Source organism: Lentzea aerocolonigenes, assembly GCF_000974445.1.
GTDB classification, from domain to species: domain Bacteria; phylum Actinomycetota; class Actinomycetes; order Mycobacteriales; family Pseudonocardiaceae; genus Lentzea; species Lentzea aerocolonigenes.
In genome coordinates, this window is record NZ_BBOJ01000002.1 from 483,232 (window position 1) to 509,166 (window position 25,935).

At 70.9% G+C, this 25,935-nt stretch carries 19 protein-coding genes and 1 pseudogene; 12 read left to right on the forward strand and 8 right to left on the reverse strand.

Features of this window, described 5'->3' with window-relative positions:
- Positions 1-64: 64 nt before the first annotated feature.
- From AOM45_RS05855 to AOM45_RS05875, 5 genes are read left to right on the forward strand one after another with little or no spacing between them, the layout of a single operon-like run.
- Positions 65-3,931: a DUF4132 domain-containing protein gene (locus AOM45_RS05855; protein WP_051784223.1), complete on the forward strand. Its 3,867-nt coding sequence runs from the start codon at positions 65-67 to the stop codon at positions 3,929-3,931.
- On the forward strand, positions 3,928-4,998 hold the full coding sequence (locus tag AOM45_RS05860) for an ATP-binding protein (protein ID WP_030470659.1): 1,071 nt from the start codon (positions 3,928-3,930) through the stop codon (positions 4,996-4,998). Before AOM45_RS05855 ends, AOM45_RS05860 begins: the two co-directional genes overlap by 4 nt.
- Positions 4,956-7,211 carry a DUF5682 family protein gene (locus tag AOM45_RS05865; RefSeq protein ID WP_236703169.1) on the forward strand — a complete coding sequence of 752 codons (2,256 nt, stop codon included), beginning with the start codon at positions 4,956-4,958 and terminating at the stop codon, positions 7,209-7,211. Before AOM45_RS05860 ends, AOM45_RS05865 begins: the two co-directional genes overlap by 43 nt.
- The gene (locus AOM45_RS05870) at positions 7,208-8,311 is read left to right on the forward strand and encodes a VWA domain-containing protein (RefSeq protein WP_030470657.1); all 1,104 of its coding nucleotides are present in this window, start codon (positions 7,208-7,210) and stop codon (positions 8,309-8,311) included. The genes AOM45_RS05865 and AOM45_RS05870 overlap by 4 nt, the downstream gene beginning before the upstream one ends.
- Positions 8,308-10,110 (forward strand): YehQ family protein, encoded by a 1,803-nt coding sequence (locus AOM45_RS05875; protein ID WP_030470656.1) that lies wholly within the window; start codon positions 8,308-8,310, stop codon positions 10,108-10,110. Before AOM45_RS05870 ends, AOM45_RS05875 begins: the two co-directional genes overlap by 4 nt.
- A gap of 1,203 nt (positions 10,111-11,313) precedes the next feature.
- On the opposite strand, the gene AOM45_RS05885 is transcribed toward AOM45_RS05875, so the two are convergent.
- Together AOM45_RS05885 and AOM45_RS05890 are read right to left on the reverse strand one after the other, a co-directional pair.
- Positions 11,314-12,192, reverse strand: a complete 879-nt coding sequence (locus AOM45_RS05885) for an ArsR/SmtB family transcription factor (protein ID WP_236703170.1) — start codon at positions 12,190-12,192, stop codon at positions 11,314-11,316.
- 138 nt (positions 12,193-12,330) lie between these two features.
- Entirely contained in the window at positions 12,331-12,885 is a 555-nt protein-coding gene (locus AOM45_RS05890; protein WP_063757129.1) for a TetR/AcrR family transcriptional regulator, read from the reverse strand.
- 83 nt (positions 12,886-12,968) lie between these two features.
- On the opposite strand from AOM45_RS05890, the gene AOM45_RS05895 reads away from it, so the two are divergent.
- A complete protein-coding gene (locus AOM45_RS05895) occupies positions 12,969-14,336 on the forward strand; it encodes an MFS transporter (protein WP_035912109.1) in 1,368 nt (455 codons plus the stop codon).
- On the opposite strand, the gene AOM45_RS51690 is transcribed toward AOM45_RS05895, so the two are convergent.
- Positions 14,287-14,445, reverse strand: a complete 159-nt coding sequence (locus AOM45_RS51690) for a hypothetical protein (protein ID WP_169774279.1) — start codon at positions 14,443-14,445, stop codon at positions 14,287-14,289. The genes AOM45_RS05895 and AOM45_RS51690 overlap by 50 nt on opposite strands.
- A gap of 19 nt (positions 14,446-14,464) precedes the next feature.
- Between AOM45_RS51690 and AOM45_RS05900 the strand changes: the two genes are divergently transcribed.
- The 3 genes from AOM45_RS05900 (at position 14,465) to AOM45_RS05910 (ending at position 18,641) form a co-directional block, all read left to right on the forward strand.
- Positions 14,465-15,079, forward strand: a complete 615-nt coding sequence (locus AOM45_RS05900) for a hypothetical protein (protein WP_030470651.1) — start codon at positions 14,465-14,467, stop codon at positions 15,077-15,079.
- An 89-nt stretch (positions 15,080-15,168) separates the two neighbouring features.
- Positions 15,169-17,721: an NPCBM/NEW2 domain-containing protein gene (locus AOM45_RS05905; protein ID WP_236703173.1), complete on the forward strand. Its 2,553-nt coding sequence runs from the start codon at positions 15,169-15,171 to the stop codon at positions 17,719-17,721.
- A 125-nt stretch (positions 17,722-17,846) separates the two neighbouring features.
- Positions 17,847-18,641, forward strand: a complete 795-nt coding sequence (locus tag AOM45_RS05910; protein ID WP_063757128.1) for an alpha/beta fold hydrolase — start codon at positions 17,847-17,849, stop codon at positions 18,639-18,641.
- On the opposite strand, the gene AOM45_RS49240 is transcribed toward AOM45_RS05910, so the two are convergent.
- Both AOM45_RS49240 and AOM45_RS05920 read right to left on the reverse strand, forming a co-directional pair.
- The gene (locus AOM45_RS49240) at positions 18,533-19,054 is read right to left on the reverse strand and encodes a metallophosphoesterase family protein (RefSeq protein ID WP_081902458.1); all 522 of its coding nucleotides are present in this window, start codon (positions 19,052-19,054) and stop codon (positions 18,533-18,535) included. The two genes, AOM45_RS05910 and AOM45_RS49240, sit on opposite strands and share 109 nt — an antisense overlap.
- A gap of 54 nt (positions 19,055-19,108) precedes the next feature.
- The gene (locus AOM45_RS05920; RefSeq protein WP_156094147.1) at positions 19,109-19,465 is read right to left on the reverse strand and encodes a hypothetical protein; all 357 of its coding nucleotides are present in this window, start codon (positions 19,463-19,465) and stop codon (positions 19,109-19,111) included.
- A 120-nt stretch (positions 19,466-19,585) separates the two neighbouring features.
- Here AOM45_RS05920 and ku point away from each other — a divergent pair.
- A pseudogene (ku, locus tag AOM45_RS05925) lies at positions 19,586-20,383 on the forward strand (non-homologous end joining protein Ku); the annotation flags it as partial.
- A gap of 4 nt (positions 20,384-20,387) precedes the next feature.
- Here ku and AOM45_RS05930 read toward each other — a convergent pair.
- On the reverse strand, positions 20,388-21,032 hold the full coding sequence (locus AOM45_RS05930; protein ID WP_236703174.1) for a PP2C family protein-serine/threonine phosphatase: 645 nt from the start codon (positions 21,030-21,032) through the stop codon (positions 20,388-20,390).
- A 70-nt stretch (positions 21,033-21,102) separates the two neighbouring features.
- Positions 21,103-21,294 (reverse strand): WCX domain-containing protein, encoded by a 192-nt coding sequence (locus AOM45_RS50600; protein WP_443673998.1) that lies wholly within the window; start codon positions 21,292-21,294, stop codon positions 21,103-21,105.
- Between AOM45_RS50600 and AOM45_RS05935 the strand changes: the two genes are divergently transcribed.
- Positions 21,252-21,737, forward strand: a complete 486-nt coding sequence (locus AOM45_RS05935) for an alpha/beta fold hydrolase (protein ID WP_156094145.1) — start codon at positions 21,252-21,254, stop codon at positions 21,735-21,737. The two genes, AOM45_RS50600 and AOM45_RS05935, sit on opposite strands and share 43 nt — an antisense overlap.
- A gap of 31 nt (positions 21,738-21,768) precedes the next feature.
- On the forward strand, positions 21,769-24,375 hold the full coding sequence (locus AOM45_RS05940) for an AfsR/SARP family transcriptional regulator (protein WP_156094144.1): 2,607 nt from the start codon (positions 21,769-21,771) through the stop codon (positions 24,373-24,375).
- Here AOM45_RS05940 and AOM45_RS05945 read toward each other — a convergent pair.
- Positions 24,355-25,902 carry an outer membrane protein assembly factor BamB family protein gene (locus AOM45_RS05945; protein ID WP_030470642.1) on the reverse strand — a complete coding sequence of 516 codons (1,548 nt, stop codon included), beginning with the start codon at positions 25,900-25,902 and terminating at the stop codon, positions 24,355-24,357. The genes AOM45_RS05940 and AOM45_RS05945 overlap by 21 nt on opposite strands.
- Between the last annotated feature and the right edge of the window lie 33 nt (positions 25,903-25,935).

Here is a 25,935-nt window from a genome sequence, read left to right on the forward strand (position 1 = left end):
TCAGACCCCCTGAGTAGCGTCCGCGTCACATCAACTTCGTAGTTCGGCCCCCGGAGGTACGGCAGTGCGCAGGTGGGAACTCGTCGCGGACAGCTCCGCGAAGTTCTGGGAGATCGGCCAGTCCGGCGCGACCGTGACCGTCCGGTTCGGACGGCTGGCGACGAACGGCCAGGCCCAGACGAAGGAGCTCGCGTCCGAGGAGGCCGCCGAGGCGCACGTCGCGAAACTGGTGGCGGAGAAGGAGAAGAAGGGCTACAGACCGGTGGACACCGCCGGGCAGTCGCTGAACACCGCCGACCAGCCGGTAGACACCACCAGGCAGTCAGCGGGCTCCGCCGGGCAGTCGATCGCCGCGGACCGGGCCAGCGTCGCCGAGGCCGCCGGTGACGAGATCGCGGCGACCGCCACCCAGGCCGTCCCCACGGACAGCCAGCTTCCCGAGGGCAGCCGGACCTCTGTCGCCGATCAGGCCTCTGCTGCCCCCAGCCAGACCGCCCCGGCAGTCCAGACCGCCTTTGCCGCCAACCACACCACCGCCGACCAGACTCCCGCCACGGCCAATCAGGCCGCCCCCAACCAAACCCTCGCCACGACCGACCAGACCTCTCCCAGCCAGACCGCCGTCATCGCCAACCAGCCCGCCGCACCCAACACGATCACCGCCACCCCACCCACAGCCCCCACCCACGCTCCCGCCCCCATCCCCCAGCCGTCCACCACCGACGAAGACACCTGGGCCATGCCCAAGCCGTGGCTCCAACACGCCATCCGCCAGCGCGGCTCAACCCCACCCCCGGACTTCTCCGTGGACAGCGCGAAAGCCGCCACCGCCCGCCAGCAGGCCACCGATCAGGCCGACACGATCGAACGAGCGTTGTCCACCAAGGGTTCCAAGCCCGAACTGGTCAGCGCGACCCGCGAGCACCTCGGCGGCCGGTCGAACCCCGTCGGCGCGGCAGCGATCGCGGCCATCACGAACTCCGGGCTGCCGTCGGTGCACGCCTGGATCGCCGACCACGGCCTGGCCTTCGCCGCCACCGCGGTCGTCGAGTACATGGGGCTGACGTTCTCCGAGCAGTGGGACGAGCGGCGCGGGAAGTTCACCGACATCCGCCTGCAGACGCGGCGCGAGAACCTGCACACCTCGGTCAACGAACCCGAAGGCCGGATGCTCACCACCCTCCGGTACGCGCTCGCGGTGGCGGACGACGCGTCGCGTGAGGCTGCCGAGGCCGCGCTGGCGGACATGGGCGGCACGCCGACGATCAAGGAGCTGCGGTCGTTCCTCGTGCCCGCGCGGGCCGACTGGTTCGCCGAGGCGTGCAAGGTGCCGTACCGGCCCAACCAGTGGTGGACGTTGCCGTGCAGTGCCGGCAGCTTCGAGGACTACGAGAAGTCCAAGCACTCGCTGACGGGCGCGGCTTTCGTCCTGTACACGGCGGTCTACGTGCTGGGGCCGGCGATCGCGCCGTTGCTCGCCGAGGAACTCGACGGCGAGTACCAGGTCGCGGACACCCGCAAGCTCGTGCTCAAGGTGCTGGCGGCGTTGCCCACGGACGAGGCGTTCACGATTCTGCTCGACCGGGTGGACGGCAAGTACGTGCGGCCCGCTCTGCTGTCCGCGATGGCGGCGTTTCCGGTGCGGGCGGCTCGGTTGCTGGCCGAACGGGTGTCGTCCAGTGATGACGCGCGGCAGTTGTTGCAGGCGCATCTGCTGTCGAACCCCGGGCTCACCGTGCCTGACGAGGTGGCCGCTGTGCTGGCCGCGTCCGGGGTGCGGGCCCTGCCGGAGGCGAGCGCGGACCAGCTGCCGGCGGTGCTCGCCAAGCCGCCGTGGCTGCACCGTCGTCCGCCGGTGAAGCCCGTGGTGCTGGCGGATCTTCCGGTACCCGCGGGGTCCGTGGTGTGGCGGCCAGGCGAGCGCGAGGCGTGGGTGGAGTGCGGGAGTGAGTGGTACGGCGATCACCTCGACTGGCGGAAGCTGCTCGCGGACTACCGTTCGGGCGACATCAGGTACTTCGACAGCGATCTGTTCCTCCTGGCGCCTGAGGAAGAGGTGCGGTCGCTGCTCGCGGACTGGAAGCCGAACTACCACTACGGGTTCGAGGACTGGGGCAAGCGGGTCGCCGCGCGGTTCGGTCTCGACTCCGTGCCCGCTCTCCTGCAGCTCGCCAGGTCCGTGCCGGGGACGGGCGGCGCCGTGCTGCTGCCCTTCGCCACCGCCGAGGTGGCCGCGCTGATGGCCGAGTGGTTCGCCCGGTCCAAGCAGGCCCGGCGGTGGGGGCTCGACTGGCTGGCCCGGCACCGCGACCTGGCCGCCGCTCTCCTCATCCCCGCCGCGGCGGGGAAGGCCGGCGCCGCACGTCGCAACGCCGAGGCGGCGCTGCGTCACCTCAACGGCATCGGGGTGGACGTCGCCGCCGTCGCCGCGTCGTCCGGCGCCCAGGCCGCGATCGACGTCGTGCTGTCGGTCGACCCGGTCGACGTGCTGCCCGCGAAGCTGCCGGTGATCGGCGAGTGGGCCGACGCACGTCTGCTGCCCCAGGTCGCGCTGCGCGACCGCAGGCACGCGTTGTCGCCGGAAGCCGCCGGGCACCTGCTGATGACGGCCGCTCTGTCGAAGCCGGGCGAGGTCTACGCAGGTCTGGCGTCGGCCCGCGAAGCGCTCGATCCGAGTTCGCTGGCCGAGTTCGCCTGGGCGGTCTTCCAGGCGTGGCAGCAGGCCGGTGCGCCGTCGAAGGAGAGCTGGGCGCTGACTGCGCTCGGCTGGTTCGGCGACGACTCGACGGTGCGCGCGCTGTCGCCGTTGATCCGCAACTGGCCGGGTGAGAGCCAGCACGCCAAGGCGGTCGCGGGCCTCGACGTCCTCGCGGACATCGGCACCGAGGTCGCGCTGTCCCACCTGAACGGCATCGCGGAGAAGGTGAAGTTCAAGGGCCTCAAGGAACGCGCCCAGGAGAAGGTCGCCCAGATCGCCGCCGAGCTCGGCCTGTCCCGCGACCAGCTGTCCGACCGCCTGGTCCCGCGCCTCGGCCTGGACGACGCCGCGACCCTGGTGATCGACTACGGGGTCCGGCAGTTCACCGTCGGCTTCGACGAACAGCTCAAGCCCTACGTCCTCGACCCGGACGGCAAGCGCCGCAAAGACCTGCCCAAACCCGGCGCGAAGGACGACCAGGACCAGGCACCGCTGGAGCACAAGCGGTTCATGGCGCTGAAGAAGGACGTTCGCACCATCGCGTCCGACCAGATCCAGCGTCTCGAACGTGCCATGGTCGACCAGCGCACGTGGACCGCCGACGAGTTCCAGACCGTTCTCGCCTCGCACCCGCTGCTGTGGCACCTGGTCCGACGCCTGGTGTGGATCACCGACGAGGGCGTCACCTTCCGCCTGGCAGAAGACCGCACGCTCGCCGACTCCGGCGACGACGAGTTCACCCTGCCCGCAGACGCCGTCGTCCGCGTGGCCCACCCGGCCGACCTCCAAGGCACGGTGGAAGTGTGGGGCGAGGTCTTCGCCGACTACGAGATCCTCCAGCCGTTCCCGCAACTGAGCCGCCCGCTGCACGTGCTGGCGGCCGACGACGACCTCCTGGCCCGGATCACGAAGTACTGCGACACCCCGTACCCGATCGGCAAGATCCTCGGCCTCACCAAGAAGGGCTGGGTGCGCGGCGAACCGCAGGACGCGGGCGTCGAGTGCTGGATCACCCGCCCGTTCCCGGACGGCGGCGCGCTCGTGCTCTCCCTCGATCCCGGCATCGCCGTCGGTGCCGTCGACGTCTTCCCCGAGGTCAGCTTCACCGGGGTGTGGTTCTCCCCCAGCGGTCGCGGAGACTGGTCCGCGCCGAAGGACGCGCCACCCACCTTCGACGTCGACCCGATCACCATCTCCGAGCTCCTCACCGAACTGGAGTCCCTGCAGTCATGACCAGCACCCAGACGATGCAGCGTCCGCCGGCCGAGGTCCGCTACGCCGACGAGCTCGCCCGCCTCCGCGACGGCGACGCCGCACCCAAGCCGCCCGGCTGGGCGATGAGCCTCGACGCCGCGCGCCGGTTCGTGGTCGGCGACGAGAAGCGGGGCATCACCAAGAAGTTCGTGGGCGATCCGTCCCTTGTGGACAGAGCGTTGGTCACGCTGGCCACGAGCCGCGGCCTGATGCTCGTCGGTGAGCCGGGCACGGCCAAGTCGCTGCTGTCCGAGCTGATCGCGGCCGCGGTGTGCGGCGAGTCGACACTGACGATCCAGGGCGGTGCGGCGACCACCGAGGACCAGATCAAGTACTCGTGGAACTACGCGCTGCTGGTGGCGGAAGGGCCGTCGCCGCGTTCACTCGTGCCGGCGCCGATGCTGCGGGGCATGACCGAGGGCAAGATCGTGCGGTTCGAGGAGATCACGCGGTGCCCCTTGGAGGTGCAGGACTGCATGCTGTCGTTGCTGTCCGACCGCGTGATGGCGATCGGGGAGCTCAACGGCCCGGACGGCATGGTGTTCGCTCAGGACGGGTTCAACGTGATCGCCACGGCGAACACGCGGGACCGAGGGGTCAACGAGATGAGCGCGGCGCTGAAGCGGCGGTTCAACTTCGAGACGGTGTTCCCCATCGCGGACTTCGACACCGAGCTCGCCCTGGTCGAGCAGGAGGCGGCGAAGCTGCTCGAACGGTCCGGAGTGGAGCTCGCGCCGAAGCGGGACGTGCTGGAGGTGCTGGTGCGGACGTTCCGCGACCTGCGCGAGGGCAACGACCGGCTCACCACCGTGATGAGCACCGCCGAGGCGGTGTCGGTGGCGCACGCCGTCGGGTTGCGCGGGTGGTTCCTGCGCGGTGAGAGCGGATCGGCCGCGGACGTCGTGGAGTGCCTCGCGGGGACGGCGGCGAAGGACAACGCGGAGGACCTGGCGAGGCTCCGGCGGTACCTGGAGCAGCACGCGCCTCGCCGCAAGGGCAAGCAGTGGCAGGAGCTGCACCAGGCGCGGCACCTGCTGCCCGGCTGATGGGGGCCGTGTTCGTCGGCGTCCGGCACCACAGTCCCGCCTGTGCCCGGCTGGTCGCCGCCACGATCGAGGAGCAGCAGCCCGCGTACGTGCTGATCGAAGGTCCCGCCGACTTCAACGAGCGCATCGACGAGCTGCTGCTGGGCCACGAGCTGCCGGTGGCGCTGTTCAGCTACTCCGACGAGCACGCGTCGTGGTCGCCGTTCTGCGACTACTCACCGGAGTGGGTGGCGATCACCGAGGCGCGCAGGTGCGGGGCGGAGGTCAGGTTCATCGACCTGCCCGCGTGGCACGAGGCGTTCCGGGACGTCAGCAACAGGTACGCCGACGCGGAACTGCGCTACGCCGAGGTGGTCGAGCGGCTGTGCGGTGAGTTCGCGGTCGACAACGTCGACGTGCTGTGGGACCACCTCTTCGAGTGCGAGGCCGAGCCGAAGGGGATGGACGAGTACTTCGACCTCCTGCGCGGCACGGCCACCGCGGACGACGGCGACTCGGCGCGCGAGGAGTACATGGCGAGCTGGGTGCGGGCGGCGGTGAAGGACGCGGGCGACCGGCCGGTCGTCGTGGTCACCGGCGGCTTCCACACGCCTGCTCTCAAGGCGAAGCTCGACGGCGGCCCGGAAGATGTCACGGGGTGGCCAGAAGTGCCGGAACGCGACCGAGGTGCCAGTTACCTCGTGCCGTACTCCCACGCGCGGCTGGACGCGTTCACCGGGTACCAGTCGGGCATGCCGTCTCCCGGCTACTACCAGCAGGTCTGGGAGACCGGGGCGCAGCGCGCGGCGGACTGGCTGGTCGAGTCGGTCGCGACACGGCTGCGCAGGAGGCAGCAGCCGGTGTCGACGGCGGACCTGATCGCCGCGCACACCCAGGCGGGCGCGCTGGCCCGGTTGCGCGGGCACGAGAACCTGGCGCGCACGGACGTGCTGGACGGGCTGACGAGCGCGTTGATCTCCGAGGACCTGACGCAGCCGCCACCGTGGACACGACGAGGCACGCTGCAACCCGGCGCTCACCCCGCGCTCGTCGAGATGATCGCGGCGTTGCGCGGCGACAGGGTCGGGCGGCTGCACCCGAGCACACCGGCGCCGCCGTTGGTCAACGCCGTGCAGGAGCTGTTGCGCGCGCACGGGCTCGACCAGGAGGGCAAGATCGCGCTCGACCTCACGGACGCGGAGGCGTTGGAGCGCAGCAGGATCCTGCACCGTCTGCGGGTCTTGCGGATTCCCGGTTTCGAACGCACGAGCGGGCCGTCGGAGGGCGCGCAACCGCAGCTGGACGAGCAGTGGACGCTGCGGCCGACCGACGACCGGCTGGCGGCGCTGATCGAGGCCGCCGAGAACGGTGCCACGCTGGAGGAAGCGGCCGGGGTGGCGCTCGAACGCCGGTCCCGGAACGCGCCGCTGCGGCACCTCGCGGGCATCCTGTTCGACGCCGTGCTGTGCGGGATCTCCTCGGTCTCCGGCAGGGTCAAGGAATCCATCGACGAAGGCGTCCGGGAGACAGGTGACCTCGCGGCGCTGGGCCAGGTGCTGAGCGGTGTGCTCGGCCTGTGGCGGCACGACAGGGTGTTCGGCGGCAGGAAGGACCCGTTGCTCGGCGCGGTGATCGACGCGGGCACGGCCAGGGTGCTGTGGCTGGTCGAAGGGCTGCACGGCGGTCCGGCGCCGGCTGATCCGCACCGGCTCAAGGCGATGGCGGCGACCAGGGACGCCGTGGTGCACGCGAAGTCCGCGCTGTCGCTGGACGTCGTGGACGTCACGGGTGTGGCCACGCGCGTGAGCGACGACGCGCAGGCTCCGCCGGACCTGCGGGGTGCGGCGCTCGGGCTCGCCTGGTCGCTCGGCACCCAGCCGGACGTGCGGAAGGTGCGCGGCATCGAGGCGCTCGGCGACTGGCTCGCCGGGTTGTTCGCGGTGGCACGGGAAGAGGTGCTCGCGAGCCCTGATCTCGTCGGGGTGCTGGACGAGCTGGTCAGCGCGATGACCGAGGACGAGTTCCTGGTGGCGCTGCCCGCGTTGCGGCTCGCGTTCAGCTACTTCCCGCCCAGGGAACGGGAAACCATCGCGGCCACCGTCCTGAGCCACCGCGGCGTCGAGGGCAGTGCGAGAGGTGTCACCCGGCTGAACGCCGATCCGATGGTCGTGGCGGAGGCGATGGCGGTGGAGCAGCGCGTCGAGAAGCTGCTGGTGAAGGGCGGGCTGGCATGACGGACCTGGAACGCTGGCGGCTCATCCTCGGTGAACCGGCCTCGCGGTGCACGGGCGGCTTGCAGGGTGAGGCGGCGCGCAGGGACGCCGCGCTGGAGTGGCTCTACGGGCGCGATCCCGAGCTGGCCGAACGCGGTGTGCGCAAGGGCGGCAGCGAGGACTCGGTGCTGCAGACCGTCGACTGGCTGGACGAGGTCCACCACCTCTTCCCGCGCGAGACGATCGAACGCCTGGAGCGCGACGCGGTCGAGCGGTACGAGATCACCGACGTCGTGACGGATCCCGAGGTGCTGCAACGGATCGAGCCGAACCCCGCACTGCTGCGGGCGGTGCTGCGGACCAAGCACCTGATGAACCCCGCCGTGCTCGCGATGGCGCGCAAGATCGTCGAAGCGGTCGTGAAGCAGCTGATGGAGAAGCTCAAGACCGAGGTGCGCACGGCGTTCAGCGGCACGCGGTCACGCAGACCGAGCATCCACAAGAACTCGCGCAACTTCGACTTCCGCTCGACGATCAGGGCGAACCTCCAGCGCTACCAGCCGGAGGAGCGCAAGCTCGCGATCGAGCACCCGAAGTTCGTCTCCCGCACCAGGCGGCACGTCGAGCAGTGGCAGGTGATCCTGCTGGTGGACCAGTCGGGGTCGATGACCAGCTCGGTGATCCACTCGGCGGTCACCGCGGCCTGCCTGTGGGGGCTGCCGGGACTCCGCACGCACCTGATCGCCTTCGACACCAACGTGGTCGACCTGACCTCCGACGTGACCGACCCGGTCGAGCTGCTGATGAAGGTGCAGCTGGGAGGTGGCACGGACATCGCCAAGGCCACGGCCTACGGGGCAGGGCTCGTCGACAGCCCGCGCCGCGCGATCGTGGCGATCATCAGCGACTTCTACGAGGGTGGCAACGAGACGCACCTCGTGCGCACGGTGAAAGGCCTGTGCGAGCAGGGCACCCACGTGCTGTGCCTGGCGGCGCTGGACGAGGAGGCGAACCCGGACTACGACCGCGCGCTGGGCCAGCGGCTCGCCAACGCCGGCGCCCACGTCGGCGCGATGACCCCCGGCCAGCTCGCGGAATTCGTTGCGGAGAAGCTCAGGTGACCAGACCCGACCTGCTCGCCCTCACCCCCGACGCGCTCGCGGCGCTCGCCAACCGCGGTCTGGTGAAGCGCGCCGCCAAGGAGCTCGACGCCGGTGTCGTGCCCGCGCTCGACACCGATCCCGCCGGTGCCGTCCAGGGCAAGTTCCCGGACGGCACCACGACCACGTTGCCGCCGGGCACCACGCTCGACGCCGCCGGGTGCAGCTGCGGCGCGGCGGGCGTGTGCCGGCACCGCATTGCGGTGGTGCTCGCCTACCAACGCACTCAAGAGGCCACGGCTCCCGCCGAGCTGTGGTCGCCGAGCGCGGTCACGGACGCCGACCTGGCCGCGTTGATGGGCGAACGAACGCTGCGCCGCGCGCGCCGGGCGTTCCAGGCCGGTTACCGCGCCAAGCTCCGCCACCCGACCGCGGAGGACCAGACCGCGCAGGCGGAGCTCCCCACGTGCACGGTGACGTTCCTCGTGCCCGGCGACCTGTCGTACGTCCACACGGACGCCGTCAACCGCGACGAGGCGACGGCGTTGGCGGTGTGGGCCTTCCGGGAGGCGGCTGACGCACAGGACACGGTCGACGTCGGCGGATCTCCCACCACCGCGACGGATCTGACGGCGGTCACCGATCTGCTCGACCAGCTGCTGCTCGACGGCGCCACCAACGCGAGCGAGGTGCTGGACGTCGCGTGGCAGCGACTGCACCGCGACCTGAGCGTCCAGCGCCTGCACTGGCCGGCGGCGGTGATCACCGACCTGCTGGCCCAGCTCACCGCCTATCGCCGCAGAAGCGCGGACTACGAAGCCGAACGGTTCGCCGCGCTGCTGACCGAGCTGCACGCGAGGACCACCGCGACCGGGCCGCGCGCCGAGGTGCTCGGTCCGGACGAGCCCGCCGAGACACCGCTCAAACGGGTCCGGCTGACCGCGCTGGGCGCACGTCTGCGCAGCGAGTCCACGGCGGACGTCTACTTCGCTTCCGGCGACGTGGTGCTGGTGCAGCGCGACACTCCCCTGCGCACCAGCCGGCAGCTGGCGGCGTCGAACGTCGTGTCCGAGTCGGCGACCCGCAGTGCGAGCCGCGCGGTGACGTTGAAGACCAGCCGGGTCGCGAAGACCTCGCTGACTCCGGTGGGGACGTCGTGGGCCGACCTGCCGCAGGCGCTGGTGATCGACGACTACGACGCGGCGGCCGCCCACCTCGCCGAGTTGCCGCCGCGCCAGGTCCGCGCGAGGGTCGAGGCGGAGCTGGTCCGGGCGGTCCGGGTCGCGGAGGTGTCCGGCCCGGCCTACGACCCCGCCGCGCAACGCCTCACCGCCACGCTGCACAGCGCCACCGGGACCACGTGCGTCCTGGAGGCGAACCACCGCGCCGTCGCGCCGAACTCCCTCGACGCGCTGGCGCAGGCGTTGCGCGCCAACCCGACGACGGTCACCGGTGCCGTCCGCCGCCACCGCGGCACGCTGGTCGTCGACCCGCTGGCCGTCCACACCGAGACCGGAGTGGTCGTCCTGGACCTGGCGGCGGATACGGCACCGCAACCGCTTCCGCCCGGCGTCACGGCCACCGACCCGTTGAGCGCGGCGGTCGACAGCGCTCTGACGGTGTTAGCCGAGGCCGCGCACCGCGGCCTGGACCACCTGACGGACAGCCTGCTCGCCCGCGTGCGCGAGGTCGGCACGCACCTGCACCGCACGGGTCTGCGCACGGCGGCGGCCCGCGTCACGGCGTTCGCCGACGCCCCGGCCGCGAGCACCTGGCTCGGAGCGCACCTGCGGCTGCTGGTCACCGCCGATGCCCGCTGACACGACCGAGGAGGTCGGATCGATGCGTTGGGACAGCACGTTGTCCTCGGCGGCCTCGGCCGCCCGGCCGAGCCGTTCCAGCACGAAACCGCGGAGGTACGCGGCACGAGCAGCACCCCAGCCCCCGAGCGCGATGCCGCGGCCGTAGGCGTCCAGCGCGTCGTCGAGCAGGCCGCACGCGGCCAGGGCGTCGCCCTTCAACGCCCACGTCCTGTCGTCGCCCGGACTGAGCTCGACGAGCTCATCGGCGCACGCCACCGCGCGCTGCCCGAGACCGGCGGCGAGGTGGGTCCGCACGAGGAGGCAGTGCAGGGCGTAGGCCTCGTCCAGCCACGCCAGTCTGTCCATCTCGGCGTCGCCCGGCGTGGCCGAGGCCAGGCTTTCCAACGCCCGGCCGAGCAGTCGGTGCGTCTCCTGGATGTCGCGGCGCACGAACGGAACCGCGGCGATCGCGCGGTGCAGGCGTGCTCTGCTCAGCGCGCCGGTGAACCCGTTCTGGGGCCGCTCCGAGGCCGCCTTCACCGCGAGCGCCGCGCCGGCCTGCAGGGAGGTGGAGTCGACGCCGCGGGCAGCGGCGCGGAACACCACGAACAGCGCGAGGTCCCGCCGGGTCTCGGGAGGAAGCGAAGATCTGGCGCCGTGCAACGCCATCGCTTCCACCGCGGAGGCCGGGAGGTGGCACCGCAGCACGGCGAGCTGCTCCACGGCGAACTCGGGAGCGAACACGTGCCTGCGGGCGTCGATCACGGACAGTCCGATCACCGAGGCGGCGCGCTGCGGATATCCCAGGCGCAGCAGCAGATCGCAGGCCACGCGACGTTCGGCCGCGCTCAACGAGCCGGCGGCGTGCTCGTGCACCCGCCACCACAGTCCGGAGGCGAGGTCGGCGGGGAACGTCGTCATGTCCGCGCCGACGCCGTCGAGCCTTCCCCAGCTCGCCGCCGTGAGCAGCCGCAGGTGCGCGGAGGGTGGTGGTTCGAAACGCGGAACACCCGCTGACGCACCGGCGACGAACGCCTTCGCCATCGAGTGGGTGGTCCGCGCGTGCAGCGCGGAGGCAGGACCGGGAGTGGACAGGCCGGCGTAGACACCACAGGCGACGGGAACGTCGGCGGTGCGCAGGGCACGCAGCCGGGCGGCCAGCGCGCGGGGACTCGGGTCGGTGCGGTACCGCGGCATCGCGGTCATGCGGGCCTCCCAGGTTCAGTTCAGCAGTTCCCAGCCACGTCTGGTCAGGCGGTGGCGGACCGACCGGCCGTTGCGGTGGGTGGAGACGAAACCCGCGGTGCGCAGTGCGGTCGCGTGTTGCGAGGCCGTCGGCAGGCTGACGCCCACGTGCTTGGCGAGTTCGGTGGTGGTGCGCTCGGACGTCAACGCCCGCAGCACGAGAGTGCGGGTGCGCCCGAGAGCGAGCTCGAGGCTCGCCCCACCCGGCTGGGGTGACGCGACGGGGTAGAAGAGCAGCGGCTGCGGTTCGGCGAACATCGACACCGCGGGCCGGGTCAGCCCGTTCAGCACCGGCACGATCAGCAGTCCGGTGCCGCGCAACGAGATCTCGGCGTCCCAGCCCAGCTCGACGTGCAACGCGGGTGAGGTCCACGAGATCGACGGGTGCAGGTTGCACAGCACGTCGCCCAGCCCGCGCGCCACCACCTGCGAGGACCGCAGGCGCACCTCGGCCTCGAACGCCTGGCGGGTGTCCGGCCAGTTCGCGCACAGCAGATCGCGGAAACCCGAGTGCAGCGCCGACCGCAGGTCCTGGCGCGAGGTCGGTGTGCCGGCCGCGAACGACCGCAACCACGGCGACGTCGTGCCCAGCATGCTCGCGATCTGGTCACGCACGCGCGTGGCGGGCACGTCGAGCACCTGGCGCACGGCCTCGTCGAAGTCGGGGCGTGCGGAGTTGAAGAAGTCCGGGATGAACCGACCCGGCCGGACCAGCTCGGCGAGCGGGCGGATCTGCGGCAGCAGCATGCGGTCCCACTCACCGCTGTGCACCGTGAACACCAGCTCGTACATCGGCAGCGGCGCCGGCGCGAACCGGGTGCGCGCGAGATCTTCCAACTCGAAGAGAATGGTCAATCCGCGGCCTTTGGGCGCGGATTCGGACATCACCATCGGCATGTGCTTCCCCCCGGAGTGCAACCTCTTCCGAAGGTACGCAGATGTCGTTGTCCAGTGTCAGTGCTGTTCCACTGGACAACGTCCGCCGGACAACTTTCAGACGAGCGGCCCCGACTGTTCGGTGAGCTTCAACAGCAGATCACGAGTCTGCAGGCGCTCCTCCTCCGGCTCCTGACCACGCCACAGCAGATCCGCCAGCGTCACTCCGTCGAGTGCACGGGAAATGAGGTCGGCACGCTGCGGGTGCAACCCGTCGGAATCGGTTTGCTGCCGCCAGCGGGCCGCCGCCACGTCCAGGCACTGCTGGAGTTCGGGAACGCCGATCAATGCCGTTACGACAGACGGGTGAGACCACAGGCCGGCGGGTTCGAAGGTCGCGCGGATGTGCGCGCGGGTCCAGCGCCCCGGCGTGTCCTCGGGTTCGAGAAGGCTCTCGACCGTCGTGTCGTAGTGGTCGAACCACGCGTCGATGAGGCCGACGATCAACGCCTGCTTCGTGCGGAAGTGGTGCAGCAACCCGCCCTTGGAGACACCGGCCTCCTTGGCCACCGCGTCGAGGCTGACACCAGGTCCGTGTGCGATCAACGCGCGCGCCGCCGCCTCGATCACTTCACGGCGCGTACGGGGCGCATTGCGCAGTTCTCCGGGCACGTGGTCAACCTATCGTTTTGTCGAGCCGACCGTCCAGACGGTACGTTAGCTTGCAGACCAGATGGTCGGCAAAGGGGGAAGTCATGCGGAAGTGGGCGGCACTGGGCGTGCTGGCGCTCGCGTTGTTGTTGATCGCGGTCGACGGCACGGTGCTGGCTCTCGCCCTGCCCGCACTCCAGCGGGACCTGGCGCCGTCCGCCACCCAGGTGCTGTGGATCGGCGACATCTACTCGTTCGTGCTCGGCGGCCTGCTCGTCACGATGGGCACGCTCGGCGACCGGATCGGCCGCAAGAAACTGCTGCTCACCGGCGCGTTCGGCTTCGGAGCAGCGTCACTGCTGGCCGCGTTCGCGCCGTCGGCGGAATGGCTGATCGCGGCTCGCGCACTGCTCGGCGTGGCGGGCGCGACGATCATGCCGTCGACGCTGTCGATCATCCGGAACCTGTTCACCGACCCCGCGGAACGCACGCGGGCGGTCGCGGTGTGGGCGGCCGCGGCGACGGCGGGCGCCGCGCTGGGCCCGTTGATCGGAGGTGCCCTGCTGGAGCACTTCTGGTGGGGCTCGGTGTTCGTCATCAACCTGCCGGTGATGGCGCTGCTGCTCGTGTTCGGCGCGTGGTGGCTGCCGGAGTCGCGCGACCCGGCCCCCGGCCCGTTCGACCTGGTGTCGGCCGCGCTGTCGGCGGTGGGCGTGGTCCCGCTGGTGTACGCGATCAAGGAGGTCGCCCTGGCGGGCCCGACCTGGACGGCGCTGGCGGCCGGACTCGTCGGCGTGGCGGGCCTGTCGCTGTTCGTGCGACGCCAGCGGTCCGCCCGGCACCCGATGATCGACGTGGCGCTGTTCCGCACCCCGGCGTTCAGCGGTGCCGTGGGCGCCAACATGATCGCGATCTTCGCGCTGACCGGCCTGGTGTTCTTCCTGTCGCAGTACTTCCAGAACGTGCTGAGCTACTCCCCGCTGGAGGCCGGCCTGCGCGAACTCCCCCTCGGCGTCGCCGGCGTGCTCGTGGTCGCCGTGATCGGCCCGGTCGTGCGCGTGCTGGGCGCGGGCCGGGCGATCGCCGCGGGACTCCTGGTCAGCGCGGGCGGCCTGACGATCGTCGGTTTCTCCTCGGGCTACGGCGCGATCGCCGTGGCACTGGTCGTGCTCGGCGCCGGCGTCGGGCTCGCACTGACCCTCACGACGGACGCGGTGGTGTCCGCCGTGCCCGCGGACAAGGCGGGCGCGGCGTCGGCGGTGTCGGAGACGGCCTACGAGCTGGGCGCGGCGCTGGGCATCGCCGTGCTCGGAACCGTGCTGTCGGCGTGGGCCCGCTCGGGCACGTTCACGGAGGCGATGCAGGGCACGGCGCTGGTGGCGGCCGTGCTGCTCGTCGTGGCGTCCTTCGTGGCCTACCGGCTCATTCCGAGCGCGAGGCCTCGGCCAGCCGTTCGTGCAGACGCTCCCTGATTTGGTCCGGCGTGTACGCGGCACGGCGGCGCTGGTTGCGGGCCATGACCACGCCGCTCGCCGCGACACCCGCGAACGCGGCGATGCCGAGCAGCTTCCAGAGCTTCATGTGCCTAGGCTATCGGGCTATGCCGACAACCCTGGACCAAGCCGTCGAGATGACCCGCACCGGTGACGTGTGGGTGTTCCGCGGGCGCAGTGCCGCGGACCGGGCGATCCAGGCCATGACGAACAGCCCGGTCAACCACGTGGGCATGGCCATCGTGCTGGACGACCTGCCGCCGTTGATGTGGCACGCCGAGCTCGGCAAGTCCCTCAAGGACATGTGGAGCGGCACGCACCAGCGCGGGGCGCAGCTGCACGACCTGCGCGACGCCGTGGTGACGTGGCACGACAAGTACGGGCAGCGGGCGTGGCTGCGGCAGCTCGACCACGCCGTCAGCCGCGAGATGGAGGACGCCGCGCTCAGGACGGTGGCCCGGCTGGACGGCACGCCGTTCCCGTCGACCGCGAAGCTCGCCTCGCGCTGGGTGCGCGGGCGGGTTCCGTTGCGCCCCAAGGCCGACGCCTCGCTGGAGAGCGCGTTCTGCGCGGAGATCGTGGCTGTCACGTACGAGGAGATGGGACTGCTGCCCAAGCGCCGGCCGAACTGGTACGACCCCGGCCGGTTCTGGAGCGGCGACGACCTGGAGCTGCTCGGCGGCGCCAAGCTCGGCAGGGAGATCGAAATCGTCGTCATGTGACACGAACGGACTGACCACCTTCAGCCCCTTGACCCGGAACGTGTGGCGCCAACACGATGAGAGCGGTCTCACACCGGGAGCTGACAACGATGTCACGACTGCTTGCGATCGTGCTCGCCCTGCTGTTGCCCGCCGCGCCTGCTGTGGCCGCACCCGACGCCTGGACCGTCTCAGGTCCGGGCCAGGTCACCGCACACATCGCCCTCACCGGCGGAAATCTGACCCTGGCCGTGCGCAGGCAGGGCAGAACCGTGCTCCAGCCGGCCTCCGTCGGCATCACGACGACCACAGCGGACCTCACCAGAGACCTGACCTTCACGGGCCGCTCTGACCGCGTTGTCATCGAGCGTTACGACATGTCCGCCGGCAAACGGCTGCACCGCGCCACCCGGATGACCGAGACCAGGCTCGGCTTCCGCAACGCCGCCGGCGCCTTCGCCCTCCTCGTCCGCGCCGCACCGGACGGCGTCGCCTACCGCTACGTGCTGCCCACTCCCGCCACCGTCACGTCGGAGGCGTCGAGCTTCACCGTCCCCGCCGACGCGAAGGCGTGGCTGCTCCCCTACAACGCCTGGTACGAGGCCAACCGCGTGCGGACGACGGCCGGCGAGGCGACCGGCGACTTCGGCTACCCCTCCCTCTTCGGCAACGGCACCGACTTCGCCCTGCTCACCGAGTCCGATGTGGACGGCCGGTACGCGGGAAGCAGGCTGCGCAAGAGCGGCAACGGCTTCCAGGTCGTGCTGGCCGACGCACAGGTCGAGTCGACCGGAACCACGCCGTGGCGCACCGCGATCGTCGGCGACCTTCCCACCGTGAGCACCTCGACGCTCGTCGACGACCTGGCCACGCCGGCGACCTTCACCGACCGGAGCTGGATCAAGCCCGGCAAGGTCGCGTGGTCGTGGCTCAGCGAGCACTCCAGCCCGGGCGACTTCGCCCGGCAGAAGCAGTACGTGGACTTCGCCGCCCGCAACGGGTGGGAGTACGCGCTCGTCGACGAGGGCTGGAACGCGGCGTGGGTGCCCGAACTGATCCGCCACGCTCGCGCGCAGGGCGTGGAGATCCTGCTGTGGTTGCGGTGGAGCGACCTCGACACGCCGCAGGAACGCGACACCGTGCTGCCCCGGATCAAGCAGTGGGGCGCGAAGGGCGTGAAGCTCGACTTCATGGAGTCCGACTCGCAGGCCCGTTATCGCTGGTACGACGAGGTTCTGAGGAAGACGGCCGAGCTGAAGCTGATGGTCAACTTCCACGGCTCCACCATCCCGCACGGCCTCGCCCGCACCTGGCCGCACGTGCTGACCATGGAAGCCGTGCGCGGCGCGGAGAACGAACCGCCCGCCGCCAACAACCCCGTGCAGTTCTTCACGCGCAACGTCGCGGGTTCGATGGACTACACGCCGGTGTCGCTGGAGGTCGGCACGAAGGAGGCGTCGATCGCGCACGAGACCGCGCTGCCGGTCGTCTACGAGTCGGGCTGGACGCACTTCGCCGACAAACCCGAGGCCTACGAACGGCATCCGCAGGTGTTGCGGTACCTCAACCAGCTCCCGACGGTCTGGGACGAGACCAGGTTGCTCGACGGCGACCCGGACACCCACGCCGTCGTCGCCCGCCGCAACGGCGACAGGTGGTTCGTCGGCGGCATCACCGCCGAGCAGCGCACCCTCAAGGCACCACTGGGTTTCCTCGGCTCCGGCCAGTGGCTGGTCGAGACCGTGCGCGACCCCGCGACCCGTTCCGACGTCGTGCGCGACCGGCAGGTCCTGCGCGCCACCGACTCCCTGAAAGTACCCGCCAGGCGCAACGGCGGTTTCGCGGCGGTCATCTGCCGGAACCGTCCCGGCCTGCAGACCTGTGACCAGCCGATCCGCCAGGTCCCGAGGACGACGCTGACCGTGACGCCCACCGGGACCGTCGACGTCACGCCGGGCTCGTCCGTCGAGGTGGCGGGCACGTTCACCAACGGCGACCAGGAGATCCGCGACGTCGCGCTGACAGCCACCGCACCGCAGGGCTGGACGGTGACCGGACAGGTCGTGCGACGGGACGAGCTCGCGCCGGGTGAGTCGGTCAGCGGCAGCTGGCGGCTCACGGCCGGTGACCAGGTCGGCCCGGTGGACGTACCGGTCGTCGCCACCTTCGGCGACGGCGTGCACGTCGAGCAGGCGGTCAAGGCGTTCGTGCCACCACCGGTCCCCGCGAACGGAGCGCAGGTCAGCGATCTGCCGTTCATGAACGAGACCAACGGCTGGGGGCCGGTCGAACGGAACACGTCCAACGGCGAGAACAACGGCGGCGACGGCAGAGCGCTGTCCGTCGGCGGCGTCACCTACGCCAAGGGGCTGGGCGTGCACGCGCCGTCCGACGTGGGCATCTACCTCGGACGCGGCTGCACCCGGTTCACCGCGAAGATCGGCCTCGACGACGAGACCACCGAACCGGGCTCGGTGGCGTTCCAGGTCGTCGGTGACGACAAACCGTTGTACGACAGCGGAATCCTCTGGGGCAAAGGCGCGGCCGTGCCGATCGACGTCGACGTGTCGGGCGTCCGGATGCTCAGCCTGCGCGTCACCGACACCGGTGACGGCCGCAACTTCGACCACGCCGACTGGGCGGAGGCCTCGCTGACGTGCTGATCAACCGCAGACAGTCCCTGTGCAGTCTGAAGTGGACGGACGGACCGGCGACCGTCGCGCACTCACGAGCATCTCGGTGCACGAAAAACTTGGTTTAGGTCCTAAGTAGTCGGCAACCCAATGTCATGTTCGACGGGTTGCGGTCCGCCGCGCGAGAGAGTGCGCTCAGGGCGTTGTGGGACGTGCCGAGGTTGCTGCGGCATCCGGTGTGGCGGAACGCCGATCCGGGTCAGGGCAACGGTCTCGGTGTCGTACTGGTGCCCGGTTTCGGCGCGGGTGGCGCGAGCCTCTCGCCCGCCGGGTCGTGGCTGCGCGCCCGCGGGTACCGGCCGGTCCTCGCCGGCGTCGGGTTCACGGTCGGCTGCACCGCCGACCTGCTGGCGAAGCTCCTGCACAGCACCGAGAAGCACGCCGAGCGCACCGGTCGTCCGGTGGTGCTGCTCGGCCAGAGCCGTGGCGGCGGCCTCGCGCGCCTCGCCGCCGCCCGGCGCCCGGACCTGGTGCACGGCCTGGTGATGCTGGGCAGCCCCGTGCTCGACCCGTTGGGCGCCCACCCCGACGTCCTGCGCATCGCGCGATTTCTGGCCCGATTGGCGTCCGCGGGCGTGCCCGGTCTGCTCGACGACGACTGCATGCGCGGCCCGTGCTTCGACGAGCACGTGAAAACCCTGGCCGAACCGTTGCGGGTGCCCGCTGTCTCGATCTTTTCGCGCGCGGACGGCATCGTGCCGTGGCAGCTGTGCCAGGACCCGTGCGCGGAGTGCGTCGAGGTGCACAGCACGCACACCGGCATGGCGTTCGACCCGCAGGTCTACGAGGTGCTCGGCCCGCGGCTCGCCTCCTGGGTGACCGGCACGATCCGCGCGTCGAGCAGCACGCCGCCCACGACGTCCAGCAACCCGATCGTGCCCTGCGGCTGACGGCGTTTGTCGGTGGGCGAGCCGGGGTTGAAGACGCGGAACCCGTCCTCCTCCTCGTCCCACGGGATGTGCGAATGTCCGAAGACGACGAGCCTGGCCTCGGGGAACCGGCGACGCATCCTCGCCAACCGGCCGGTCTTCTGACCACTGTCGTGGATCATCGCGACCGGCAGCCCGTCGATGTCGAACTCCGCGGTCTCCTGCGCGCCCCACGCCACGACGTCCGCGCCGTCGTTGTTGCCGCACACCGCGATGACGGGCGCGTACTGGGCCAACTCGTCCAGCACGGGCGCCACGCAGACGTCCCCGCCGTGCAGGATCAGGTCGGCTGACCGCAGGTGCTCGGCCACGGCCGGTGGGCACCGCTTCCAGAACCGCGGCGCGTGGGTGTCGGACAGCACCACAACTCTCACAGCCCAGGACCGTAGCGGGGGTGTGGCCGCTCGGCAGCCACACCCCGGTGCGCATCAGAGCGGGCCGCAGTCCTGCTCGTAAGGCACGTTCCCGCGCTCGTCGCCCGTGAAGTAGATGGCGCTGGCCAGGCGCCGGTCACCTTGGACGTTGAGGCCGACCATGATCCAGATGTTGTTGCGGATGCCGTGGTCGTAGATCATCTCGCCGCGCGTCCAGCAGATGGGGACCACCTTCTGGCCCGCCGGGATCACGTAGACCACGGGGCAGGACAACGCCTGGCAGGTGCGGACTTCCGCGTCCGCCCAGGTCGTGATGGCGTTGAAGGGCGGCTGCGGCGGATCCGCCAGTGCCACCCCGGATCCCGCGACGAGCGCTGCCGCGGAGAGCAGCATCCCCAGTACGAATCTCATGCACGTCCTCCCAGTGGGTTGTCGATCATCAGCAGAAAACTCCCTCTGGGCTCGGGAGGTTGCACGGGGTCAAACGTCAACAAGTGGTTCAAACCGTGGTGCAACGGGTACGTGAACCACATGGCACGGGCGATCTGGAGCGGGTCGATCAGTTTCGGGCTGGTGAGCATCCCGGTGGAGCTGTACAGCGCCACCGAGGACCACACCGTGCACTTCAACCAGTTCCAGCGCGGCACGTCCGACCGCATCCGGTACAAGCGCGTCAACGAGCGCACCGGACGTGAGGTGCCCTACGACAAGATCGTGAAGGGGCACGAGGTCGACAGCGGCGAGTACGTCGTCGTGGAACCCGAGGAACTGGACGAGATCGCGCCCGGCCGTTCCCGCACGCTCGACATCGAGGCGTTCGTGGACATCGACGAGATCGACCCCGTGTACTTCCAGAAGACCTACTGGCTCGGGCCGGCCAAAGCCGAGTTCTCCCGGCCGTACCTCCTGCTGGCGCAGGCGATGAAGAAGACGAACCGGGCGGGCATCGCGATGTTCGTCATGCGCGGCAAGCAGTACCTCACGGCGCTGAAGGAGGACAACGGCATCCTCGCCGTGCACACGCTGTTCTTCGCCGACGAGATCAGGCAGCCGAAGGACGTGCTGGACACGACACCGGAAGGCCGTGCGCCCCGCGGCAAGGAGCTCGACATGGCCGTGTCGCTGGTCGAGTCGATGGCCGACGACTGGCGGCCGAAGGACTACAAGGACACCTACACCGAGCGGGTCAACAAGCTCATCAAGGCCAAGCAGAAGGGTCGCGAGGTCGTGGTCGAGGCCGAGCCTCCCGAGGCCACGGGGGTCGTGGACCTCATGGAGGCGTTGCAGCGCAGCGTCGAGGCGAGCAAGAAGAAGCGCGGCGGCAAGAAGGCCGCTAGCTGACGACGAGCGCGGTCGCGTTGTCCGTGCCGCCGGCGTACAGCGCCGCCCGCACGAGCCGCTCCGCCGACACGTGCCCGGACGTGATCGCCTCGATCCCGTTGTGCCTCAACGGTCCGTACACGCCGTCCGACACCAGCACGAGCCGCTGGGCCCGCGTGCCCGCCCGGCCGACGTTCTCGGGCGTGGCGTGCCGGACGGTGTTGGTGACGACGTGCTCGAGCCTGGCGGCGGGGGCGAGACCGCGCTCACGGAAGTACTCGGCCACCGTGTGGTCGGTCGTGAGCTGGACGAGGTCCTCACCGTCCGAGGCGTACGCACGGGCGTCGCCGGCCCACGCCACGTCGAAGCCGCCGCCGGGACGCGCCACCGCGACGACGATCACCGCGTCACCGGCGTGCACCTGCAGCGCGTCACGGGCGGCGAGGATCGCGGCGACCGGGTCGGTGAGCAGGGCGGCGGCCTGAGCGGCGGCGTGCGCGGCCTCGGCGGCGGCAGCGGAGTCACCCACGCCGTCGGCCACGACGAACGTGCGGCGGTTGTGCGCGTACGCGTCGGCGTTGTGCGTGCGTGGTCCACGGTCTGACGCACAGGTCACGGTCAGCGCGGTGCCCAGTGGCATGGTGCGATCGATCAGCATGGCGGACCTCCCTGCACTCCACTAAGCCCTGCCTGGCTTGGAGTCTCCTGTCAGGAGCCTGAGAAAAGCTCTAGAGTTTCGCCGCCCGGCGAAACCGCTCCGCCGCCCGCACCAGCGCGGCGGCCAGTTCCGGCGGCGACACCACCTCGAACTCCACGGTGATGCTCGCGAGCATGAACACCACGTCGTCCATGGTCTCGCCACCGACCCGCACGTGACGTGAATTTTCGTCGACAGCGGAAAATTTCCGTAGCGGCGCCACTCGTCGGCCTGCGCGCCGGGCACCTGTCCGCCACCCTCGCCCGGAATCTGTGGTCGCGGCAGGCCGTGCCGACCAGCATGAGCAGCGAGGCGCAGCTGGAGCGGATCGAGTGGACGTTCCCCACGTGGAGCGACCCGGAGATCGGGGTACCCCTCGGCACGCTGCTGACCGACGCGTCGATCTTCTGGTTCACCAGGACGGCGGGCTCGTCGGCACGGTACTACCAGGAGGGGGACGAGACGTGGGGCGAACTGGAGCCCGATTCGCGGACACCGACCTCGGTCGCGGTGTTCCCGCACGACGCGGGGGTACCGATCCGCAGGATGGCCGAACGCAACCACAACATCGTGCGGTGGACCGAAATGCCCCGCGGCGGGCACTTCGCGGCCTTCGAGGTTCCGGAGCTGATGGCGGCGGAACTGCGAGAGGCGTTTCTTTTGTGAGGGTCGCGCGTGAGCGGTTACGGTGATCACCGTGCGGTTCACGGTCTTCGGCGGGGTCTCGGCGCAGGTGCGCGGCCGCGTGACCGAGTTCGGCCAGACGCGGCTGGGGGCGCTCCTCGGCGTCCTGCTCGTCGACGCCGGCCAGGCGATCAGCGCCGACGACCTGGTCGAACGCGTCCTGGGTGACGCACCGCCGCCACGCGCCCGCGCGATGGTGCAGACCTGGCTGACCCGGCTGCGGCAGACGTTGCCCGGCCTGGTCGAACGCGAGGGCACCGGCTACGTGGTGCGGGTCGACCCGCTGGAGATCGACCTGCACCTCTTCCGGCACCTGGTGCGCACCGGCAGGACCGCCGAGGCGTTGCCGCTCGCCGAGGCCGAACTGCTGTCCACACTGGACACACCGTGGGCGCGCGGGCGTCGCGCGGCCTTCGCGGACGAGCTCCTCGAAGCGCGGCTGGACCACGTCGACGCGCGGCTGCGCCAGGGCGAGCACGCGGCGCTGGTGCCCGAGCTGCGGGCGCTCGCAGCCGTTCGCCCGCTGGACGAACGGATCGCCGCTCAGCTGATCGAGGCGTTGCACGGCAGCGGCCGCGCGACCGAGGCCGCCAGGCACTTCGAGGTGATCAGGCAGCGGTTGCAGGACGAGCTGGGTGCCGAGCCGTCACGGCCCCTGATCACCCTGCACCGGCGCCTCCAGTCGGCCTCGGCACCGCGGCAGCTTCCCGCCCCTCCCAAGCCTTTCACCGGCAGGGCGCTGGAACTGGCGGAGCTGGACCAGGCACCGAACGGGGTCGTGGTGATCACCGGCACCGGCGGGGTCGGCAAGACCTCGCTCGCCGTGCACTGGGCGCACCGGGCCGCGGAAAGGTTCCCGGACGGCCAGCTCTACGTGAACCTGCACGGGTTCGGGCCGAGCGGCGCGGCGGTCAGCCCCGGCGACGCGCTGCTGCGGTTCCTGTCGGCGCTCGACGTGCCGCGCACCAAGGTGCCGCACGACCTGGCGGGGCAGTCGGCGTTGCTGCGGGACGCGCTCGCGGACAAGCGCGTGCTGATGGTCCTCGACAACGCCACGGACACCGACCAGATCGAACCGTTGCTGCCGCGCACCCCGAACACGCACGTGGTGATCACCAGCCGAACGTCGCTGAAACCCGCGCACGCCCACGCGTTGCCGCTGGGACTGCTGCCGCCCGACGACGCACGTGAGCTGCTGGCCGCCCGCATCGGTCACGACCGCGCGCAGGCGGAACCGGACGCGGTCGACACGGTCGTCCGGCGCTGCGCCCGGCTTCCGCTGGCGCTCGCGGTGGCCGGGGCGCGGGCCGCGACGCAGCCGGAGTTCCCGTTGGCGGCGCTGGCCGACGAGCTCGCCGACCTGGACGCGTTCGCCGACGACGATGACGTGACCGCGGACCTGCGGTCGGTGTTCTCCCACTCCTGCAAGGCACTCAGCGCCGAGGCGTTGCGGTTGTTCCGGTTGCTCGGGCTCATGCCGGGCTCCGACATCAGCCTGGCGGGTGCCGCGTCGCTCGCGGGCCGGGGGTTGCGGGAGACCGCGGCGCTGCTGGAGGAACTGGCCAGGGCGAACCTGATCGACGAACCGGAGTCCGGCCGGTTCACCTGCCACGACCTGCTGCGCGACTACGCGGCCGAGCTGGCGCTGCCGACCGAACGGGACGAGGCCCTGCACCGGTTGCTCGACCACCTCGCCCTCACGAGCGTCGAGGCGGGCGTCGCGTTCACCCCGACCCGCCACCGCCCGGCCACCCCGGAACCGGCCGACGGCGTGGTGATCACGCCGATCAGCACGCAGGAGGAAGCGCTGGCGTGGCTGACGGCCGAGCACCCGACGCTGATGTCGGCGATGCCGCACGGCACCCCGGTCCAGACGTGGCTGATGGGCTGGTCGCTCGCCGACGTCCTCGACCGGCAGGCCCACTACCGCGATCTGCTGACGTCTCAACAACTCGCCGTCGCCGCGCTGGAACAGCTCGACGACGCCGACGGTCTCGGCCGCACGCTGATCAACCTCGGCCGCGGTCTCGGCAGGGCGGGCCGGCACGCCGAGGCGGAGGTGGCGCTGCGGCGGGCGTTCGAGGTGTACGAGGGCAACCCGGCGGGCCAGGCGGGCGTGCTGCTGAACATGGCGATGCTGTGCCCCGACGACAGGATCGCGGAGGCGGTGGAGCACACGCGGCGCGGCCTGGCGTTGTTCGAGGAGTGCGGCGACGAGTACGGGCAGGCCAACGCGCTGACCGGACTCGCGTGGGGCCACGGCAAGCTCGGCGAGTACGCGTTGGCGCTGGAGTACGGCGAACGCGTGATGCCGATGTGGCAGGCGATGGGGCACGTCCTCGGCCAGGGCGAGACGTGGGACAACCTCGGGACCGCCTACCTCGGGCTGGGCGAGCACGCGAAGGCCGTCGAGGCGTTCACCCGGTCCGCGGAGCACTTCCGGATCGGCGGCGACCGTTCCCTCGAAGCGACCGCGTACGAGGAGCTCGGCGACGCCCACGCGGCCGCGGGTGACGCCGAGCTCGCTCGGGAGGCCTGGCAGACCTCGGTGAGACTGCACGCGGAAGCCGGTCTGCCGGCCGGACGCGTGCTGGCGAAGCTACAGACCGAAGACCAGTAGCACGGACCCGTGCGGGTTGACCCAGTCCGAGGAGTAGCCCGACTGCACGTAGACCATGCCGTCCGACACCACCGCGCCCGTGCCGGGACCGGCCATGACACCGCCGCGGCCGGTCAGTCCGTTGACGCCGCGAACGTCCTGCACGGTGTCGTGGGACCACAGGATCTTGCCGGTCTTCGTGCTGTACGCGCGGAACTTGCCGTCCTGCGCGCCCAGCCACACCACACCGGGCGTGCTGGACACCGGAACGCCGTGCGCCCGCGCACATCCCGGCTGGCCGGCCGCACCCCCCGTGGAACACCCGTCCTCGGGTGCCGCGGTCTCCCACAGGACGGTGCCGGTGGCGGGATCCACCGCGAAGAGCTTGCCGGGATTCGCGAAGTACGTGGCGATGTAGAGCCGCTTGCCGTCGTAGCTCGTACCCCACTGGATACCGCCGATGCCGCCGCTGGGCCACGGCGAACCGAGCTGCCGCCGCCACACGACCTGACCGGTCGACGCGTCGAACACGTGGTACACACCGGACTTCTGGCCGACACCGACGAGCTGCCTGCCGCCTGCCGAGAACAGGGTCGGTGCCGCGCCGATGTCGTAGTCGAGGTTGGTGTTGTCCTTCAGGCCGGGGCAGTAGCCCTCGGGATCCGGTTCGTTGCACGCCCAGCGCCACGTGTCGGCGTCGGTGACCTGGTTGGTCCACCTCACCGCGCCGGTGCGGGCGTCGAGCGCGAGCAGCGAGTCGAACTCGCCGCCCTTGCCGGTGTAGTTCTGGCCGGTGCCGACGTAGAGCGTGCCGGTCCTGCGGTCGATCGCCGGTGAGCTCCACACCCCGGCGCCGGACGGCTCGAACCGCTTGGCGCCGTTGGGCCACGTGCCGACCTCGACCGGTTCCGGCACCGTGTAGTGGCGCCAGACCAGCGCACCGGTGTCGATGTCGTAGGCATCGATGTGACCGCGGAACGTGCAGCACGGGTAGTCGCGCGGCAACACGTTCTCGCTGCTGGACGTGCCGACGTACACCAGTCCGTTGTGGACGATCGGCGAGCTGGTCGTGATGGCGGCGACGGTGTCGTCCATCTGGGTCTGCCAGCGCTGGCGGCCGGTCCGCTGGTCGAGCGCGAACAGCCTGCCCGCGCTGTCGCCGAAGAAGACCTTGCCGTCGCTGACGGTCGGCCCGTCGGAGTTGAACGCGTACCGGGGCGCCGCCGGGAGCGTGAACTCCCACCTGGCTTTCCCGGTGCGCTTGTCGCGGGCGTAGAACTTCCCGTCGGGGCCACCGAAGTAGACGGTGTCGCCGACGACGGCCGGCTGGCTGCGGACGGCGTTGAAGTCGCCCTTGGGGTACGCGAACGCCCACTTCAGCTCGAGCTTGCTCGTGTTGCCCGCGTTGATGCGCCATTCGGCGGCGTTGTGACGGGAACCGTTGAGGTCGTTCTGCCATCCGGCCCAGTCCGCCGAGGCGTGTGCCGTGGCGGGTGAGGCGGTCAGCACTACTAACGCTGCCGTGAGCAGCGCTGTGGTTCTGAGCATGGAATTTCCCCCTTCCGCCACCCACCCTGGCAG

What these genes read in the sequence shown, in the direction of transcription:
- AOM45_RS05910 (WP_063757128.1), top strand. Translation starts at nt 17,847, where the DNA reads ATGTTCGACGGGTTGCGGTCCGCCGCGCGAGAGAGTGCGCTCAGGGCG.
- AOM45_RS05930 (WP_236703174.1), bottom strand. Translation starts at nt 21,032, where the DNA reads ATGCTGATCGATCGCACCATGCCACTGGGCACCGCGCTGACCGTGACC.
- AOM45_RS51690 (WP_169774279.1), bottom strand. Translation starts at nt 14,445, where the DNA reads ATGAAGCTCTGGAAGCTGCTCGGCATCGCCGCGTTCGCGGGTGTCGCG.
- AOM45_RS05895 (WP_035912109.1), top strand. Translation starts at nt 12,969, where the DNA reads ATGCGGAAGTGGGCGGCACTGGGCGTGCTGGCGCTCGCGTTGTTGTTG.
- AOM45_RS05905 (WP_236703173.1), top strand. Translation starts at nt 15,169, where the DNA reads ATGTCACGACTGCTTGCGATCGTGCTCGCCCTGCTGTTGCCCGCCGCG.
- AOM45_RS05945 (WP_030470642.1), bottom strand. Translation starts at nt 25,902, where the DNA reads ATGCTCAGAACCACAGCGCTGCTCACGGCAGCGTTAGTAGTGCTGACC.
- AOM45_RS05870 (WP_030470657.1), top strand. Translation starts at nt 7,208, where the DNA reads ATGACGGACCTGGAACGCTGGCGGCTCATCCTCGGTGAACCGGCCTCG.
- AOM45_RS05900 (WP_030470651.1), top strand. Translation starts at nt 14,465, where the DNA reads ATGCCGACAACCCTGGACCAAGCCGTCGAGATGACCCGCACCGGTGAC.
- AOM45_RS05860 (WP_030470659.1), top strand. Translation starts at nt 3,928, where the DNA reads ATGACCAGCACCCAGACGATGCAGCGTCCGCCGGCCGAGGTCCGCTAC.
- AOM45_RS05920 (WP_156094147.1), bottom strand. Translation starts at nt 19,465, where the DNA reads ATGAGATTCGTACTGGGGATGCTGCTCTCCGCGGCAGCGCTCGTCGCG.